Source organism: Cutibacterium nasicola, assembly GCF_052654715.2.
On the sequence record NZ_CP199745.2, the window covers coordinates 1,507,311 to 1,524,663 of the forward strand.

General features: G+C 64.0%; 14 protein-coding genes. 3 read left to right on the forward strand and 11 right to left on the reverse strand.

What is annotated here, in order from left to right; genetic code table 11:
- Nucleotides 1–9: 9 nt before the first annotated feature.
- The 10 genes from murG to mraZ form a co-directional block, all read right to left on the reverse strand.
- Nucleotides 10–1,113, reverse strand: a complete 1,104-nt coding sequence (murG, locus tag ACUCCZ_RS07010) for an undecaprenyldiphospho-muramoylpentapeptide beta-N-acetylglucosaminyltransferase (RefSeq protein ID WP_435916852.1) — start codon at nucleotides 1,111–1,113, stop codon at nucleotides 10–12.
- 36 nt (nucleotides 1,114–1,149) lie between these two features.
- Nucleotides 1,150–2,325 carry a putative lipid II flippase FtsW gene (gene ftsW, locus ACUCCZ_RS07015; RefSeq protein WP_435917050.1) on the reverse strand — a complete coding sequence of 392 codons (1,176 nt, stop codon included), beginning with the start codon at nucleotides 2,323–2,325 and terminating at the stop codon, nucleotides 1,150–1,152.
- A 115-nt stretch (nucleotides 2,326–2,440) separates the two neighbouring features.
- Nucleotides 2,441–3,937, reverse strand: coding sequence for a UDP-N-acetylmuramoyl-L-alanine--D-glutamate ligase (gene murD / locus ACUCCZ_RS07020; protein ID WP_435916853.1), 1,497 nt, complete (start codon nucleotides 3,935–3,937; stop codon nucleotides 2,441–2,443).
- Complete coding sequence (gene mraY / locus ACUCCZ_RS07025) at nucleotides 3,919–4,989, reverse strand: phospho-N-acetylmuramoyl-pentapeptide-transferase (protein WP_435916854.1); 1,071 nt, start codon at nucleotides 4,987–4,989, stop codon at nucleotides 3,919–3,921. The genes murD and mraY overlap by 19 nt, the downstream gene beginning before the upstream one ends.
- Nucleotides 4,986–6,443: a UDP-N-acetylmuramoyl-tripeptide--D-alanyl-D-alanine ligase gene (locus ACUCCZ_RS07030; RefSeq protein WP_435916855.1), complete on the reverse strand. Its 1,458-nt coding sequence runs from the start codon at nucleotides 6,441–6,443 to the stop codon at nucleotides 4,986–4,988. Before ACUCCZ_RS07030 ends, mraY begins: the two co-directional genes overlap by 4 nt.
- Nucleotides 6,440–8,029, reverse strand: a complete 1,590-nt coding sequence (locus ACUCCZ_RS07035) for a UDP-N-acetylmuramoyl-L-alanyl-D-glutamate--2,6-diaminopimelate ligase (protein WP_445439671.1) — start codon at nucleotides 8,027–8,029, stop codon at nucleotides 6,440–6,442. Before ACUCCZ_RS07035 ends, ACUCCZ_RS07030 begins: the two co-directional genes overlap by 4 nt.
- Complete coding sequence (locus ACUCCZ_RS07040; RefSeq protein WP_435916856.1) at nucleotides 8,026–9,813, reverse strand: peptidoglycan D,D-transpeptidase FtsI family protein; 1,788 nt, start codon at nucleotides 9,811–9,813, stop codon at nucleotides 8,026–8,028. Before ACUCCZ_RS07040 ends, ACUCCZ_RS07035 begins: the two co-directional genes overlap by 4 nt.
- A 137-nt stretch (nucleotides 9,814–9,950) precedes the next feature.
- Nucleotides 9,951–10,304: a cell division protein FtsL gene (ftsL, locus tag ACUCCZ_RS07045; RefSeq protein WP_435917052.1), complete on the reverse strand. Its 354-nt coding sequence runs from the start codon at nucleotides 10,302–10,304 to the stop codon at nucleotides 9,951–9,953.
- 107 nt (nucleotides 10,305–10,411) lie between these two features.
- Nucleotides 10,412–11,425 (reverse strand): 16S rRNA (cytosine(1402)-N(4))-methyltransferase RsmH, encoded by a 1,014-nt coding sequence (gene rsmH / locus ACUCCZ_RS07050; RefSeq protein WP_435916857.1) that lies wholly within the window; start codon nucleotides 11,423–11,425, stop codon nucleotides 10,412–10,414.
- 142 nt (nucleotides 11,426–11,567) lie between these two features.
- Nucleotides 11,568–11,996: a division/cell wall cluster transcriptional repressor MraZ gene (mraZ, locus tag ACUCCZ_RS07055; protein ID WP_435916858.1), complete on the reverse strand. Its 429-nt coding sequence runs from the start codon at nucleotides 11,994–11,996 to the stop codon at nucleotides 11,568–11,570.
- A 300-nt stretch (nucleotides 11,997–12,296) separates the two neighbouring features.
- Here mraZ and ACUCCZ_RS07060 point away from each other — a divergent pair, with 300 nt between their 5' ends.
- From ACUCCZ_RS07060 to ACUCCZ_RS07070, 3 genes are read left to right on the forward strand one after another with little or no spacing between them, the layout of a single operon-like run.
- Entirely contained in the window at nucleotides 12,297–13,340 is a 1,044-nt protein-coding gene (locus tag ACUCCZ_RS07060) for an AAA family ATPase (RefSeq protein WP_435916859.1), read from the forward strand.
- On the forward strand, nucleotides 13,337–14,572 hold the full coding sequence (locus ACUCCZ_RS07065) for a DUF58 domain-containing protein (protein ID WP_435916860.1): 1,236 nt from the start codon (nucleotides 13,337–13,339) through the stop codon (nucleotides 14,570–14,572). The genes ACUCCZ_RS07060 and ACUCCZ_RS07065 overlap by 4 nt, the downstream gene beginning before the upstream one ends.
- Nucleotides 14,569–16,773, forward strand: coding sequence for a transglutaminase TgpA family protein (locus ACUCCZ_RS07070; RefSeq protein WP_435916861.1), 2,205 nt, complete (start codon nucleotides 14,569–14,571; stop codon nucleotides 16,771–16,773). Before ACUCCZ_RS07065 ends, ACUCCZ_RS07070 begins: the two co-directional genes overlap by 4 nt.
- A gap of 49 nt (nucleotides 16,774–16,822) precedes the next feature.
- On the opposite strand, the gene ACUCCZ_RS07075 is transcribed toward ACUCCZ_RS07070, so the two are convergent.
- Nucleotides 16,823–17,254 carry a DUF3040 domain-containing protein gene (locus ACUCCZ_RS07075; protein WP_435916862.1) on the reverse strand — a complete coding sequence of 144 codons (432 nt, stop codon included), beginning with the start codon at nucleotides 17,252–17,254 and terminating at the stop codon, nucleotides 16,823–16,825.
- Between the last annotated feature and the right edge of the window lie 99 nt (nucleotides 17,255–17,353).

The following is a 17,353-nucleotide window of genomic DNA, read 5'->3' on the forward strand; positions in this document are numbered from 1 at the left end:
TCGGGTCGATCACTTCGAGTCGGCGGCCGAGACAACTCGGAGCGCCATCTCCTCAGCGGCGTGGGCGGGCATGAGCCCCCGTCCGGCAGCTGACATTCTGGCCAGGGTGTCGGCGTCATGGATGCGCGCGGTCTCGGAGAGGAGCCGCCGGGTGTCCAGGTCCGCATTCGCGACGACGACGCCAGCCCCGGCGTCAACGGTTGGGGTGGCATTGCGTGCCTGCTCACCATTGCCGTGAGGCAACGGGACGTAGATCGTCGGCAGGCCGACGACCGCAGTCTCCACCACCGTTCCGGCACCGGAACGAGCCACCATCAGGTCGGTAGCCGCGTACGCAGTGGCCATGTCGTCAACGTATCCGACCGGTAGCCAGGCAGCTCCGGTCGTCTCATTGACGACCTTGATGTTGTCCTTGATGTTCTTAGGGCCCAGGACGTGGAGGATCTGCACGCCGTCGGCGAGGAGGGTGTCACGTGCGGCGATGACGGCATCATTGATGGCGACGGCGCCCTGAGATCCTCCGGAGACGAGCAGGGTGGGACGATCGGCGTCCAGCCCAAGGTCGGCGCGAGCGCGGGCACGACACCTAGCTCGATCCGCGTCGCTGGCGTCTGCCAGGTCAGTGATCTGCGTGCGCAATGGCATCCCGACGAAGGTGGCTCTCGGCAGCGGGGTGTCCGGGAACGCCGTACCAACGAAAACCGCAAACCGGGCGGCGATCTTATTGGCCAGTCCAGGAACAGCGTTCTGCTCGTGGATGACGACGGGGATCCTGGCTTTCCTGGCAGCCAGGTACGCAGGCAACGAGACGTAACCGCCGAAACCGACGACCACGTCAGCCTGTCGCTGCGTGAGTACCGCGCCGGCCTTGCGTACCGCTCCGGCCAAGCGACCGGGAACCTTGAACAGATCAACGTTCACAGTGCGCGGTAGTGGCACCGGAGGAATCATGTCGAGCTCAAGACCGGCCTCAGGCATGACTCGTCCCTCAAGACCTTTCGGCGTCCCGATACAGGACACCGTGACGCCACGCTCCTGCAGGGCCTTCGCGGTGGCAATGAGCGGGGACGTGTGGCCCGCCGTTCCTCCGCCGGCCAGAACAACGTTCACCATGGGTACTCCTCGTGGGAATGGGATGTGGCGTCACGATCAGCCACGATTACCTCCGTCGACGACACTCGTCACACGGGCGGGCTCGGTGCGCCGAGAAGCCTCAGCACTACGCCGAGCATCTGGCTCGGTACGCGCACACGACAACATGATGCCGACCGCCAGCAACACTGACACCAGGGCCGATCCACCGATGGAGATGAAGGGAAGCGGCACGCCGACGACCGGCAACAGATTCAGCGAGACAGCCATGTTGATGATCGCCTGGGCCGCGATCCACGCAGTAGCCGTCGATGCGGCTGAACGACGGAAGAGAGAGTCCTGACGCATCGCCGTCCTCACTCCTGCCCACACGAGCAGGGTGAACAGCAGGATCACGCCGAGAGTGCCGAGCAGACCCATCTCCTCACCGAGGACAGCGAAGACGAAGTCGTTCTGCGCACCGTCGTAGAGCCCTCCCCACTTCTGGCGGGAAGCGCCGATGCCCACCCCCCACCAGCCGCCGGTCGCCAAGGCGTAGATCGCCGAGAGGGGCTGTTGGGAGGTCGTCGCGCCATTGTCAGGATGCACGAAGGACAACACACGCTCAGCCCGGTAGGGAGTGATCACGATGAGCATCAGGACTGCCAGCAGACCCAGACCGATGAGAGCGCCCAAGTAGCGATTCGGCACACCGAAGTTCCACATCTGCGCCAACATGATTAGTCCGATGATCATCGCCGTGCCAAGGTCTCCCTGAGCGACAACCAGTAACCCGATGACCCCGTACAGCGCAAGAAAAATCCCCACGCCCTTGGGCGTCGCCATCTCGTCACGACGCGACGACATGTAGCTGGCCCCGATGAGGACCAGCGCGAACTTTGCGAACTCCGAAGGCTGCAGGCTGACCGGGCCAAGAGCCAGCCACGACTGGTTTCCCTTCCCCGCGTCCGATCCCAAGGAGGTCAGCACCAATACCAGCATCAGGCAGACGACGGCGTAGGTCAGCCCACCGAGTTGGCGTAAGTGCGCTTCCGACAGCCGAGACACCGCTGCTGCGGCAATCGCTCCGACAACGAGGAAGAGGATTTGTCGTACGGCGAAGTGGTACGGTCCATGTCCGAGCGACTGGGAATACACCGAGGACGAGGACAGCCCCATCAACGCGCCGATCCCGCACAGCAGCACGGCGGTGGCGAGGATGACGTAGTAGTTCAGAAAGGGTTGAGCCAGCAAGCTACCTGAGGATCCGTCACCGCTGTCGAGTCGCAGGAAGTGCGTCAGCCAGCTGGCGGGGGTCCGGCGTCGGGCTCGACTCATCTGCCGAGGAGTCCGGGTCTCGACCGACTTCTCAGCCATCGGCACCCGGCCTGTCAATCTGTCGTGCCGCGCTGGCGAAGTCGTCACCGCGGGCAGCATACCCGGGCCAAATGTCGAGGCTCGCGCATCCCGGAGCCATCAAAACGGTGTCCCCAGGACTGGCCATCGTGGCGGCCTCGCGGACCGCCTTGGCCATGCACTCGCGCGACATGTCGTCGATGACGACGACGGGAACCTGCGGGGCGTGCTCGGCCAAAGACGTGGCAACGACGTCACGGTCGGTTCCCAGCACGATGGCTCCACGCAGCTTCTCCGCGTGGGTGGTGACCAGGTCGTCGAAGTTCGTGCCCTTGGCCTGGCCTCCGGCAATCCACACGATGTGGTCAAAGGCGCGCATCGACGAGTTCGCGGCGTGAGGGTTGGTGGCCTTGGAGTCGTCGACCCAGGTGATGCCACCAGCGTCATGAACGGTCTCGATGCGATGACCACCCAGGTGGAGATCCCGCAAACCCTGCCCGACGGCGCGAGCAGGGACCCCGAAGGAGCGCGTCAGGGCAGCTGCCGCCAGGGCGTTCTCAACATTGTGCGGGGCGAAGGGATGGACGTCCTCGAGTCGGGCCAGTTCCATGGCGGAGGTCGCCCGCTGCTCGACGAAGGCACGATCGACGATGAGGCCATCGACAATGCCGATCATGGAAGGTCCAGGGGTGCCGGTGGTGAAGCCGATGGCGCGAGCCCCCTCCACGACATCAGCTTCCTCGACCATGTGCTCGGTCGCAGGGTCGGCAACGTTGAAGACGCAGGAGTTCGTCACCTGGTGATATATGCGAGCCTTGTCTGCGGCATAGGAGGCAAAGGGATCGTCCTCGTGGGCATACCACTCCAAATGATCCTGCTGCAGGTTGAGGACGGCAGCCGAGTGCAGGGACAGGGAATTCGACCAGTGCAGCTGGAAGCTTGAGAGCTCGACGGCAAAGACGTCATAGTCGATCTCGTCGGCCATCGCCTCCAGGATGGGGCGACCGATGTTGCCGACGGCGCAGGCTCGCAACCCTGCCGCGTTGAGAATCGACTCAGTCATCTGGGTGGTCGTCGTCTTGCCATTGGTGCCAGTGATGGCAAGCCACGGGACGACACGGTCCGGATGCATGAGACGCCAGGCCAGCTCTGGTTCTCCCCAGACCGGGATCCCCCGGGCCAGAGCACTGGCCACCAAGGGCTGCGTGGGACGCCACCCTGGGGACACGATGACGAGGTCAGTGCCGTCAGGAAGCTCAGCCGCCGTCCCAGGCCCCAGCCGCACCTCGGCGCCGAGCACCTCGAGCAGCCCGCCCTTGTCGCGATGACCCTCGTCGTCGGAGTCATCGAGGACGAGCACCTTGGCATCGAGCTCGAGCAGGGCGTCAGCAGCGGCGTAACCAGAGGTACCCAGACCTGCGACGGCGACGTGTACTCCCGACCAGTCGAACAACCGGTCGGCCGCGCTCAGATCAACCTTTCCGGAGAACGTCACTGCCCTGCCACCCATTCTGCGTAGAAGACTCCCAGACCAGCCGACACGGCCAGGCCGCAAATGATCCAGAACCTGATGACCACGGTCACCTCGGCCCACCCTTTCAACTCGAAGTGGTGATGCAACGGGGCCATCTTGAAAACTCGTTTTCCACCGGTGAGCTTGAACACGCTCACCTGCAGCATCACCGACACCGTCTCGATGACGAACAGTGCGCCGATGACGACCAGCAACAATTCGGTACGGCTGACGACGGCCATACCGGCGACAGCGCCACCGAGAGCCAAGGAGCCAGTGTCGCCGAGGAAGATCTTGGCCGGCTTCGCATTCCACCACAGGAAGCCGAAGCAGGCTCCTGCGATGGCGATGGCAACCACGGCGATGTCGTGCGGATCACGAACTGCATAGCAATGGTTGCCGGCGGTGGTCGGACGCGAACACCACTGATTGAACTGCCAGATGCTCAGCAGGATGTAGGCGCCGAAGACCATGGCGGAAGCGCCCGTCGCCAACCCGTCCAGACCATCGGTGAGGTTCACTGCATTGGAACTACCTGCAATAAGCAGGATGACCCAGATGATGCCCAACCAGATCGGCAGATGAAGCCAGGAGATGTCGCGCAGGAATGAGATCGCCGGGGATCCCGGGGTGACTCCGTGGGAATCCGGGAAGTACATCACTCCAATGGCGAAGGTGATGGCGACGAACGCCTGGCCACACAGCTTCCCCCTGGGTTTGAGGCCCAATGAACGCTGTTTGGAGATCTTCGTCCAGTCGTCGAGGAATCCGATGAAACCCAAACCGGCGAAGAGCCAGAGGACCAGTACGGCCGAGAGGGTCGGGGCGGTCCAGGTCACCAGATGAGCGACGATGTAGGCCAACAGGACCGACGCGATAATGACGGCACCGCCCATGGTCGGGGTGCCCTTCTTCGTCTTGTGGGTGGTCGGGCCGTCGTCACGAATGAACTGGCCGTATCCTCTCGCGGCAAGCCAGTGAATGAACCACCGCGTACCAACAAGGGTGCCGATCATCGACACTGCGCCGGCGAGCAGGATGTTCTTCACGCCTGAGCCTCCCTCTCCTCGAACACGGCGCGCCCCACCCGTTCCAGGGCCAGACCCCGGGATGCTTTGAGGACAACGACATCGTGCGAGGTCCAACTTAGCGACCCAGCAGCCTCTTCCACCGTGGTGACGATCACATGTGCGCCTTCGGCACGCGCACCGGCGGCAATGTTCTCGGCCTCGTCACCGACCGCTATGACGACGTCAAACCCGGCCTGAGCAGCCTGCCGGCCCGATTCGGCATTGAGTTCCGGGGAATCCTTTCCGAGTTCGAGCATGTCGCCGAGCACAGCAATTCCACGAGTGTGGGGATCTGTGGCCCGTCGAGTCGCGAGGACGTGTCCCATGGCTTTCAAGGAGGCAGCCATCGAGTCAGGGTTGGCGTTGTAACAATCCTCGACCAGCACCAGACCATCGGCTCGCTGCCGCAACTGCATCCTCATGGCAGACCGCGGCACAGCCTTGCTCAAGGCCTCGCCAATACGACCAACAGTGTTCTCGTCGATAGCGCCGTTGAGCTCCAGGGCTGCCAACGCGGCGGCCGTGGCGGCAACAGCGTTGGCAATCTGATGGGCTCCCATCATCGTCAGCCGGACCGGGCTGGTCCAGGTCGACTCTCCTCTGCGAACCCCCAGGGTGAAGGAGTGGCGATCCAGATCGTCAGAAGTGATCGACTCCGCCCAGACCTCGATCTCGGCGTCCGGGCGACGGTGATCGGCGTCAGGGCTGAACCATGCGACATGGCCACTGGTCCGCGGGGCCATCCCCGTCACCAGGTCATCGGCGGCATTGAGGACGGCCCAACCGTCAGGGCTGAGGGCCTCGACAATTTCACCCTTGGCCTGAGCGATGACCTCACGGGACCCGAACTCACCCAGATGGGCGGTGCCAATGTTGAGGACCATGGCGACGTCAGGGATGACGATGGAGGTCAGCCACGAAATGTGTCCCAGCCCGCGGGCTCCCATCTCGGAGACGAGGAATGCGGTCGTCTCGTCGACGCGGCATGCCGTCAGGGGCACACCGATCTCATTGTTGAACGACCCCACCGGAGCCACCGTTGGGCCAAAGGCCTCGAGAATCTGGGCCAGCATGTCCTTGGTGCTCGTCTTTCCGCTGGATCCCGTGAGAGCAATTGTCCGCAGACCACGGCGTCGCTCGGCGTCCACGACACGCCGGGCCAACCGAGACAGTCCGGCCTGACCGTCGTCAACGATGAGGTGGGGCAACTGGGCGTCGGTGGTGCGTGTACCCAGGACGGCTGCCGCGCCAGCTTCCCGAGCAGCGTTAGTGAAGTCGTGTCCGTCCACCCGAGCACCGGGTAGCGCGATGAAGAGGGCACCCGGAGTCACCTTGCGGGTGTCGATGACGACGTCGGGGCCCACCTGTGCAGAGCCATCAACCGGTTCGGCCCCAACCCAGTGGGAAAGGGTGACAATGTCGATAGCTCTCATCGTGTCTGGTCCTCCTCGGCCTGCCGAGCCATGGTCTGCCATTCAGCTCGGATGACCTCACGATCGTCGAATGGCAGCACCTCGCTGCCAACATGTTGTCCGGTCTCATGCCCCTTGCCGAGCACGCAAATGACGTCTCCGACCTCAGCCATTCTCAAGGCCTCGTTGATCGCCTCACGACGGCATCCGCCATCAACGACGATGACGCCGTCCTTGGCTGCCTCGTGGGCCCCCTCCAGTACCGCTGCACGGATCACTGCCGGATCCTCAGTACGTGGGTTGTCGTCGGTGATGATGACCACGTCAGCCCTCTCAGCCGCAACCTCACCCATGGGGCCACGCTTGGCGACATCACGGTCTCCCCCAGCGCCCAGGACAGCAATGAGACGCCCACCGTCGACCGAGGACCGTGCCGCGTCGAGGGCGGAAGCAATCGCCTGCGGAGTGTGCGCGAAATCGACCAGGACGGTCGCTGAGTCAGGACCGAGGTCGACGCGCTCCATCCGACCCGGCACCTGAGCAGATGACAATCCCTGCACAACCTCGTCGAAGGGCAGCCCTGCGGATTCCAGCATCGCCAGAGCCATCGCTGCGTTGCGGACGTTGAACTCACCGGGCAGGGACAACTCGAAGGTGCGCTTCTCCGACGGTGTCGTGACCTCGAGGACGGCTCCGTGGGGTCCGGGATGCCACGACGTCACCTGGTAGTCGGAGGGTTCGTGGATTGAGGTCGTCACGACCTTGACGCCACTGGCCTGCATCCTCTCGACGAGTTGCCGTCCACGCGGGTCGTCTACGTTGATGACACCGAGCCGGGCCAGATCCGGGGTGAACAGACGAGCCTTGGCCTCGAAGTACTCGTCGAGGGTCTCGTGGAAGTCAAGATGATCACGGCCGAGGTTGGTGAACGCGGCGACATCGAAACGGGTGCCGTCGACCCGCTGCAAGGCAAGAGCATGGGAGGAAACCTCCATGACGACATCAGTCGCTCCCCTCTCAGCCATCGCGCCGAAAAGGCCCTGAAGATCCGGAGCTTCCGGGGTCGTCACGGTGGTACGGGCGCTCGGCAACTCGGCACCGTCGAGTCGGAATCCGATCGTCCCGATCGTCCCGACGTGGCGTCCAGCAGCTCGCAGACCTGCCTCCACCAGGAAAGCCGTTGTGGTCTTGCCGTTGGTGCCAGTGACGCCGAACATCGTCATGGCGTCAGCGGGGTGGCTGAAGATCTTGGCAGCCACAACCGCCATCGCAGCCCGGGGATCCGGGACGACGATAACCGGCAACCCAGCATCCGCAGCCAGGATCGCACCCTCGGCGTCAGTGAGAACTGCCACCGCACCGGACTGCGCTGCCGAGCCGGCGAATCGAGCCCCATGAGCGTGCAGTCCGTGCAGACCGACGTACAGGTCACCATGGCGTACCTGACGGGAGTCCAGGGTGATTCCACTGATCGCGGGACCATTCTCATCGGCCCGACACCCGTTGAGCTCGGCCACCAGCTCGGCCCACGCAATGGGATTCACCTGCGAGGGCCGCAGAGCGGCGTCTGCAGATGACGTGGGGGTGGCAGTAGGTTCAGGGCTCACGGCTGGTACTCCAAGGGTTCCTTGCGCGCTTTGTCGGTGGACGGTTGCACACCGTAGCGCGGCAGGGCGACAGACATCAGTTGCCGCGCCGCCGGCTGCGCCACCTGCGTACCTGTGTGCCTGTTGGCGGGCTGGTTGATGACGACGTAGGTCAGAATACGCGGATTCTCGATGGGAGCGACCGCGATGAATGAGGCGATGTAGCCGCGATAGCAGTGGCATTCCGGGGCAACCCGCTGAGCGGTACCCGTCTTACCGCCCATCCGGTAATCAGGGATGGGTCGACCCTTGACCGTCGAAACGACGTTCTCCATCATGTCGCGGACCTGCTCGGAGGTCTGCTGGGAGATCACCCGACGGGTCGTCATCCCAGGGATGTCAGCAGGTTCACCGTGACCGTCAACAGCTGACTTGATGATCGTCGGGGAGTGGTAGACGCCACCGTTGACGATGCCAGCCACCGCAGCAGCCTCCTGGATCGCAGTCACCGACATGCCCTGACCGAAGGCCATCTGGTCACGGGTGTAGTCGGGCATGTCCGGCTTGGGGATCTGGCCGTGGGCCTCGCCGGGAAGACCGATCCCGGTAGGCGCCCCCAGCCCGAAGGACTTGAGGTAAGACACCGTGGTCCTCTTGTCGAGTTTTCGAGCCAAGAGGGCCGTCCCGATGTTCGAGGAGTGCACGAAAACGCCGCGAGCGGTGAGGTGCTCGGTGCCGTGGGTCTCGGCATCCGTGATCTTGCCACCACCGGAGGACAAGGCCGGAGGAACGACGATGTGGGTATCGGGGGTGACGATTCCCTGATCGGTAACGGCCGCCATCGTCAGTATCTTCTGAACCGAACCCGGCTCGTAGGCATCCTGGATGGTTCGGTTGCGGGTCTGGTCCTCGTTCGCCTTTCCGGGCTTGTTCGAGTCGAAGGTGGGCATCGACGCCATGGCGAGCACCTCGCCATTCGTGACGTCCATCATGATGATCTCACCGCTCTTGGCCTTGGCATTCTTGATGGCCGTCCCCAGTGCCTGCTGCGCCATGAGCTGCAGCTGGGCGTCAAGGGTCAGGGTGTAATTGGTGCCATTGACGGCAGGAACGAGGGCGTTGGATCCCAGCGGGATACGGCCCCACGTCGAGGCCTCGTAGGATTCCTTGCCGGGTACACCTGCCAAGGCCTTGTCGTGGGTGTACTCGAAGCCGCCAGCGCCCTTGCCCTCGGCATTGACGAATCCGACGACGTTGGACGCCACCTTGCCCGAGGGATAGGTGCGGATCGGATCATTGGAGCTGAAGATGCCGTACCACTCCCCGTCCTTCATGTCCTTCTTGATGAGGTCGAAGGTGTAGCTGTCGACGTGGTGGCGCACCACCGAGTAGCGGCTGAGATTACCCTTGGAGTCGGTGGCCGTGACGGCTTCACGGTAATCCTCCGGACGTCCACCGAGGTGCTTGGCCAGGATCTTGGCGACCGCCTTCGGAGCAGCAGCGGCTTTGTCTCGCTGGGTACGGCTCATGGCGACGTGCTCGTCAACCCCATTGCGCGAGATCATGCGAGGGTCGACGAATACCAGCACCGCAGGCTGGGTCTGGGCCATGACCGTGCCATTGCGATCAGTGATCTGCCCACGGTCAGGCTGCAGGTCGTAGGTGTATTTCATCCGCGCAGCAGCAGAGGCTGCGTACGCGGGGGCCTCGATGGCCTGCAGCTGCAGAGCCCGACTGGCCAGACCGATGGCGAGTACGAGGAAAGCCGCCATGATGATCGTCAGACGGCCGCGCTGGGAGGCCATCTGTGGGGCTGGCCTCGCACTCGAGGCAGGAGGACCCGGACGAGAACCGGGTCGTGATGACGTGGATCCATGCCCGGAGACAGGAGGTCGGGCGGAACCGGGACGTCGAGTCGGGCCGCTGGGGCGCCGGGAATCACTCACGGCTGACCCACCCTTGGCTTGGCCGTCTCACCGATGACTCCTGGCACCTCCTTGCCGTCGACCTTCGTCTGGGTTCCCCTCACCTTGCCAGTACGCAGGTCGATGTAAGAACCATAGGGGTTGGGTCTCATGCCGAGTTTCTTGGCCTCTTCCTGCAGGTTCTGCGGTCCTCGCAGATGGTCGACCTCAGAGCCCAGCACGGCCTGCTGATGCTGCAGGACGTCGAGATTGCGCGTCTCCTGGGCAATCTGCATGGACTGCGCCTGGATCGTGGTGTTGAGTACCAGGAGCCCGGCCAGTCCGGCAGCCAGCATGACGGCGATGAGGATGGCGAAGCCGAGTCGGCCCATCCGCTGCTGCTGAACCTTCTGCGGCAAGGCTCGCAGCACAGGACGCAACGGGGCTGTACGCGCTGCGGCAGCCTTGGCCGACTGGGGACGCGGTGCTGGTTCGGCGCTCATCGGCTCTCCTTGGTCGCATGCTGACGGCTGATGGATCCCGGACGGACCCGCTCAATGACCCGCAACCGTGCTGACGCGGATCGTGGATTCGTGGACACTTCATCGGCGTCAGGGCGTTCAGCTCCTCGAGTGACAGGGCTGAACTTGGCTGCCATTGACTCCGGAACCATCGGCAGACCCGCTGGCGCGGTATCGGCGCAGGCGTCGCGGAAGACTTCCTTGACCGGTCGATCCTCCAGGGAGTGATAGGCAAGCACTGCCATCCGACCACCGACGGCAAGCCGGTCGAGTGCGCGCGGAAGTACCGCAGGAAGGGTCTCCATCTCACGATTGACGGCAATGCGCAGCGCCTGGAAGGTGCGCTTGGCGGGATGGCCCGAGCGCTTGTGCCGGACAGCCGCGGGGATCGCGTCGGTGATGACGTCGACGAGGTGTCCGGAGGTCTCAATGGGGTGACGGTCACGCTCGACGACGATGGCGCGCACGATGCGATCGGCGAACTTCTCCTCGCCGTACTCTCGCAGGATCCGCACCAAGTCACCTGGGGCGGACTCGTTGACGATCTCGGCAGCAGTGCGTCCGTCGGACTGGTCCATGCGCATATCCAATGGGGAGTCCACGGAGTATGAGAACCCGCGGCCCACCTCGTCGATCTGCAGGGAGGACAGCCCGAGATCAAGCAGCACCGAATCCACGCGTTCCAGCCCAAGGTCATCGAGAACTTCGCAGAGCTCGTCATGGACGGCATGGACGAGGTGGACGCGATTCCCGAACGGCTCGAGGCGCGCACCCGCCATGGCCAGGGCCTGCTGATCGCGGTCGACACCGACGAGGTGCACGTGAGGGAACCGTTTCAGAACGGCTTCGGCGTGGCCTGCCATGCCGAGGGTGCCATCAACGTGGACGGGATTGTCGCCCTCCAGCACCGGGGCGAGAAGGTCAAGAATGCGGGCGCGCATGACGGGGATGTGAACGGCATCGCAGCCGATGGCATCGGTCGCCATGAGCATCCCCTCCCCAGCATGGACTGCCAGCAACGTCTTCGACCGGTGTCGACGACCCGTGACCCGGGGTTCCGTTCCGGCTGGACCACCTGGCACAGGGGAAGTTGTGTCAGGGTGCCCGGTCGGACCGGAGCCGCGGATCACGCGATCACTGTTCGGCGAAGACCTCCTCATTCATGTCGGCGAAGGCCTCCTCCTGGGCTTCGGAGTACTTCTCCCACTCGGCGGCGTCCCACACCTCGACACGGGTGATCGCACCCACCACGACGATCTCTTTGTCGAGACCGGCATAGCGCCTCAGCATCGGCGGAATCATGACCCGTCCTTGCTTGTCAGGAGCGGTGTCACTGGCACCGGCTGCCAGCATGCGCTGGTAGTCACGAACCTTCTTGACGCTCACCGAACCCTTGGCGATCTCCCGGGTCATTTCCACGAAGGTTTCGGTCGGGTAGATCGCCAGACACCTGTCCTGGCCCCTGGTGATGACCAACCCGTCGTCCAACTCGTCGCGGAACTTCGCCGGCAGGAAGAAGCGGCCTTTGTCGTCGAGCCTTGGAGTGTGCGTACCCAGGAACACCGGGCACCTCCTTGCTCCACGATCGAGGCGATCTCCTCCATTTGCCTCCACTATACTCCACAACGCTCCACAAAGCCACCATCCTGACTCCTCGACCCCCACTTCTCCCCACTCCCACCGCGTGATGACGCGGTGACGTAGGTGTCAGGAATGTCAATGCGAGTCTGAGAAGACCGTTCGCCCCTGTTCGAGGGGGCGGCAGCAGCAATGGGGGACATCACCGTCAGAAGGTCCAGATAGCATCAGTAGGTCCGGATAGCATGAACTCCGGTCATTGCCGTGCACGTCAGGAGGACTCCGTTGAGCCACCAGGAACCGCAGCCGGTCAACCCGGCCCATGCCCAACCCCTCCACGCCGTCGCGGCGACAACAGCGACGATTGACGACGTGGTGACCGTCACGAATGCCATCCGCTCGACCGTGGCGGGAGTCATCGAGGGCAAGGACGAACGCATAGACACCGCCCTCGTCGTCCTGCTAGCCCAAGGCCATCTCCTGGTGGAGGACGTCCCCGGCGTCGGCAAGACGATGATCGCCCGTGCGCTCGGTCGCGCCATTGACTGCACCGTGCATCGCATCCAGTTCACACCGGACCTGCTGCCCTCCGACATCACCGGTGTCAGCGTCTACGACCAGGATGAGAGGGAGTTCGTCTTCAAACCCGGCGGAATCTTCGCCAACATCGTCGTCGGCGATGAGATCAATCGAGCCTCCCCCAAGACCCAGTCCGCCCTCCTCGAGGCGATGGCCGAGCGTCAGGTCTCAGCGGATGGTCAGACTCACGTCCTCGATGCCCCCTTCATGGTGATGGCCACCCAGAATCCCGTTGAGATGGAGGGCACCTACCGCCTGCCGGAGGCCCAGCGCGACCGCTTCATGGCCCGCATCACCATGGGATACCCGACTCGTTCCGCCGAGCTCGCCATGCTCGAACACCACGGTGCAGCCTCACCTCTCGGCGAGGCCACCCCGGTCACCGATGCCGAGACGGTTCGGAGCCTCATCTCGGCTGTTCTCAAAGTCCACGTGGCAACCGACATCCACGGGTATGTCCTGGACATCGTCGCTGCGACTCGCAGTCACGAGTCCATTCGATTGGGAGCGTCTCCACGTGCCGCCCTACACCTGATTCGGGCCTGCCGAGCTCGCGCTGCCATGAGTGGCCGTGACTACGTCATCCCTGACGACGTCCAGGTCCTCGCCGCACCGATCCTGGCTCACCGTCTGGTGCTCTCAGGACGAAGCGGGGTCGGGAACCGCGACACTGCCCGAACCTCCGAGTCTCTCATCGACTCGATCCTGCGTCAGGTGCCGTTGCCCAAGCGGACCCATGAGGACCGATGAATTCCTCAGCGGCATCCAACTCCCCTCACCGCTGGGGGGTTCTCACCGCGCGGGGGCGTGCCGTCGGAATCGTCGGCATCACCCTGACGGTCATCGGCTTGAGCATTGATCAACGGGACCTGGCCCGGATCGGCATACTCCTCGTCCTGCTGCCTCTGGTCGCCATTGCTGTCGTGGCATGGTGTCGTCCACGGGTCCGAACCGCTCGGAGTCTGGCTCCGGTGCGGATGCCGTTGGGGTCCGAGGCCGTCGAGACCGTGACGGTGGAGCGTCGTGGAGGATTGCCACTGGCAGCGGCGCGATTCACTGACGCCCTACCCGCCGCTCTGGGCCAGGCTCGGTGGTCGTCCGGAATGATTCAGACGCCCGTCGTTCCCACCACTCGTGGCCGATTCATGATCGGGCCAGTCATGATGCGTACCGTCGACCCCTTCGGCATGGCCTGTCGTCACACCGACCTCGGGGAGACAGCGGAAGTCGTCGTGACGCCGAGAATCGTCGACCTGGGAGCTTCCGGGGAGCTCGGTAGCCAGGGTTTCGACACCAGATCCCCCGCCACCAGTGCTGGTAGGCGCGGTCCCGATGACGCCATGGTGCGCGACTGGCGCACCGGGGACACGGTACGACGTATCCACTGGCGATCCACGGCACACCGCGGCGACCTCATGGTTCGTCGTGAGGAACAGGCCTGGAATCCATCGGTGGTGGTCGTGCTGGACTCCCGCGCTCGTCGCCACGCCGGCACCGGCCCCAATGCCTCCTTCGAATGGGCCGTCAACTCGGTGGCGTCCATCGCCACTCGTCTCAAGACGGACGGATACGTCACTCATGTCTGTGATTCGGCCGGCCCACTCACCGGCGATCTACTCGAAGCTCTCGTCGACGAACCGCTGCGCCCCGACAACACCCTTGACGAGACGGTCGAATCCTGTCAGGGAACAGACGGCCCAGCCATCGCGATCCTCGGCAGGTTGGAATCGACCGACATCGAGAATCTCGTGGACCTGAGACGAGACCGTGTCGCTGGGCTCGCCCTTGTCCTCGACGCCGACACCTTCACGGCGCGACGATTCCGAGGAACCATTGAGCAGGCCGCAGAACACCAACAAGCCCTGACCAAGCTGTCCGATGCCGGGTGGAAGGTTGTTCCCGTTGATTCCCGCACCTCCATCGAGTCAGCATGGCACGATCTGCTCCACCTGTTCCACGACGGGAGGACGGCGGCATCATGAACACCCCACGTCGCGCCGCTCAGCCTGAATCCCGACTCTCGGAGTTCCTCGGACCAGCCGAGCAGCCACCCGAGTACTCCCACGAGGTGGCGATCCATCTTGCCGTGGCCCTTGCCATGATTCTGGCAACCCTGTCGCTGTCAGATCTCACCACCGACCCCTGGTACTGGATTGGACCGACGGCCTTCATCGTCGTCCTGGAAGCCCTCGCACTGCTGTGCCGACGTCATCACTGGGACCACGCCGAGGTGCAGGGTGTACAAGCCGTCATCGTCGTCATCGCCGCCGTGATGGGAGGAATCTGCGCATCCGCTGCCGGTTCGTCAGACGGCTTCCTGCGTCTCTACCGAGACACCATCACCCTCATCCAGACAACCCACGGCCCGCTGCCCCCATCAATCGGAGTCATCTGGTTGGCGACGACTGTGGTCGGCGTCCTCACTGTCCTGACGGATCTGTTCACCATCACCTTGGAGAGCCCAGGATGGTCCCTCGCCCCGCTGCTGGTCACGCATCTCGCCGCTGTCCTGGCAGCCACCGATGATGCCCCGTGGTGGAGTTTTGTCCTGGTCGCAGCAGGCTGGCTTCTCATCCTCGCCGTCGATCACGCGCTGCGTGGCGGCGGTCACCTGACCAGATTGTCAGCAGTCATCATCGGAGCCATCACCATCGCTCTCGCGACAGTTCTCACGACCATCGCTCCGGTATGGGGCCACGTCGAGACGGCTCGCCCGTCAGGAGTCCCATCGGCTCCCGTGCACATGCGTAATCCCACCATTGACCTGCGCCGCAACCTCCACAACACGTCGACGACCCCGGTGATCGACTACCTGACCAACAGTCCGGACGGCGAGTACCTGCGCACAACCTCCCTGTCCAAGATGACGGATCGAGGATGGGGGCTCATCCCGGTCGACCTGAAGCGCTCTGCTCCCGGACAGGTCCCGGGCTTGACCGGCCATTCGCAGACCCGCACCGTCGACGTCACCATCAACGGCTTCTCGTCGCAGTACCTGCCGGCCCCCTACGGTCCGATCGACGCCGACGTCGACCAGACCTGGGCCTGGGACCCCGACAGTCTGACGATCGTCTCGACCTCCGCCGATCACGATCATGCGACTGACGACATGCAGTACAGCATCTCCGCTCAGGAGCCGGACCCTGATCCAGCGACCTTCGACGATGCGAAGGCCGGTACTCCTGACAACACGGTCTACACCGATGTCCCGGACACAGTTCCGACTGGCATCAAGGAGTTGACACAGCGAGTCGTCAAGGGAAAGACCGCCCCGGTGGTCAAGGCCATCGCCATCCAGAACTGGCTGCGTGACGGCTCCCGATTCCATTACGACATCAACGCCCCCGAGGGTGACGGCTTCCAGATTCTCGAGACCTTCTTGCTGCAAACCCACCGGGGGTACTGCATCCACTTCGCCGCATCAATGGCACTCATGGCCCGCATCGAGGGGATCCCGTCACGGGTTTCCGTCGGATTCCTCCCCGGAGACCACAAAGGTGACAGCTGGAAGGTGCGCGCCAACCAGATGCACGCATGGCCGGAGTTGTACTTCCAGGGCTACGGATGGGTGAGGTTCGAGCCAACCGCCACGGTGGCCCCGGCACCAGCCTGGACCCGTAAGGCAGCCGCAAACCCCGCTCCCACTCCAACCACGTCGGCCAGCCCGACCCCCTCGCCCCAACCGTCGGCCTCGATGTCATCGACGCCGTCGCCTGCGGCCTCCAGCACCGCGACGACGTCAAGCAGCCCGGTTCCCGTCAGCAACACCGAACACCGCGGTGTCAACTGGCCGATCGTCCTCGGAGTGCTGATCGTCCTGCTCCTGCTCGTCGTGCCGATGCTCATCCGCATCCTCATCTCCCGACGCCGACTCTCGAGCGATTCGGCAGCCGACACCTGGCACGAGTTGCGTAGCCTGTGGATTGACCATGGATTGCCCTGGCCCGACGGCACGCCTCGTCGCCAGGCCACCGCCCTGACCCAGGACATGGATGAGTCCACCGGTCAAGCCGTCCACCGGCTGGCCCTGGCTGAGGAGAGGGACCGCTGGTCAGGTAGGGAAGGTCGTTATGACTCGATGGCTTCCGACCTCACGGCGGTCAAGGACTGGCTCACACGAACGCGCACCCCCAAGCCACACTGGTTGGCTGTCTGGATGCCGACGTCCCTCTTCAAGCGGTAAGCCTCATCGCGACTGACGACAGCGCCTCATCGCGACTGACGACAGCGCCTCATCGCGACTGACGTCGACGCCACCTCTCCTCCATCCGAGCGGTGAAGGAGTCAGGATTGGTCTGCCAGTTCCCCCCACGCGGTCGGATTCCGCTACTGCCCGGCATGGCGCCTTGGCCCGTCGACACCAGTACCCCGACCGCCACGACCATGGTCACGAAACCGACGACGGCGAGGAGGCCACTGCTCACCACAGCGCCTCCGACGACTCCTGCCAAGCCCAGCAATACCATGCCCGAGCCAAGGAGGATCTGACGACGACAGGCTTGACGGCGACGCATCCGCCGCTGATCCAGGGCATTCTCGGCGGGGTGGGGACGACCGGTCGCCGAGGCCTTCCGGGAGAACGATCGGGCAAAGGCAGGATCGTCGCTGGACAGGTATTCCTCGAGCTCGGCAAGGCGCCGCTGCTCCTCTGCTGACAAGGGCATCTCGAACTCCTACCTGGCCTGCCACGGAGTTCGCGGGGGTGGACTCCGTCGTACGTCACCGAGTCTACTTCCTCGGTTCTGACTACGGGCAAGCACACG

Excerpts from the sequence above, each read along its gene's own strand:
- murD (WP_435916853.1), bottom strand. The coding sequence starts at position 3,937 with ATGGGTGGCAGGGCAGTGACGTTCTCCGGAAAGGTTGATCTGAGCGCG.
- ftsL (WP_435917052.1), bottom strand. The coding sequence starts at position 10,304 with ATGGGCCGACTCGGCTTCGCCATCCTCATCGCCGTCATGCTGGCTGCC.
- rsmH (WP_435916857.1), bottom strand. The coding sequence starts at position 11,425 with ATGCTCATGGCGACCGATGCCATCGGCTGCGATGCCGTTCACATCCCC.
- ACUCCZ_RS07040 (WP_435916856.1), bottom strand. The coding sequence starts at position 9,813 with ATGGCCTCCCAGCGCGGCCGTCTGACGATCATCATGGCGGCTTTCCTC.
- murG (WP_435916852.1), bottom strand. The coding sequence starts at position 1,113 with ATGGTGAACGTTGTTCTGGCCGGCGGAGGAACGGCGGGCCACACGTCC.
- ACUCCZ_RS07075 (WP_435916862.1), bottom strand. The coding sequence starts at position 17,254 with ATGCCCTTGTCAGCAGAGGAGCAGCGGCGCCTTGCCGAGCTCGAGGAA.
- ACUCCZ_RS07030 (WP_435916855.1), bottom strand. The coding sequence starts at position 6,443 with ATGAGAGCTATCGACATTGTCACCCTTTCCCACTGGGTTGGGGCCGAA.
- ACUCCZ_RS07070 (WP_435916861.1), top strand. The coding sequence starts at position 14,569 with ATGAACACCCCACGTCGCGCCGCTCAGCCTGAATCCCGACTCTCGGAG.
- ACUCCZ_RS07065 (WP_435916860.1), top strand. The coding sequence starts at position 13,337 with ATGAATTCCTCAGCGGCATCCAACTCCCCTCACCGCTGGGGGGTTCTC.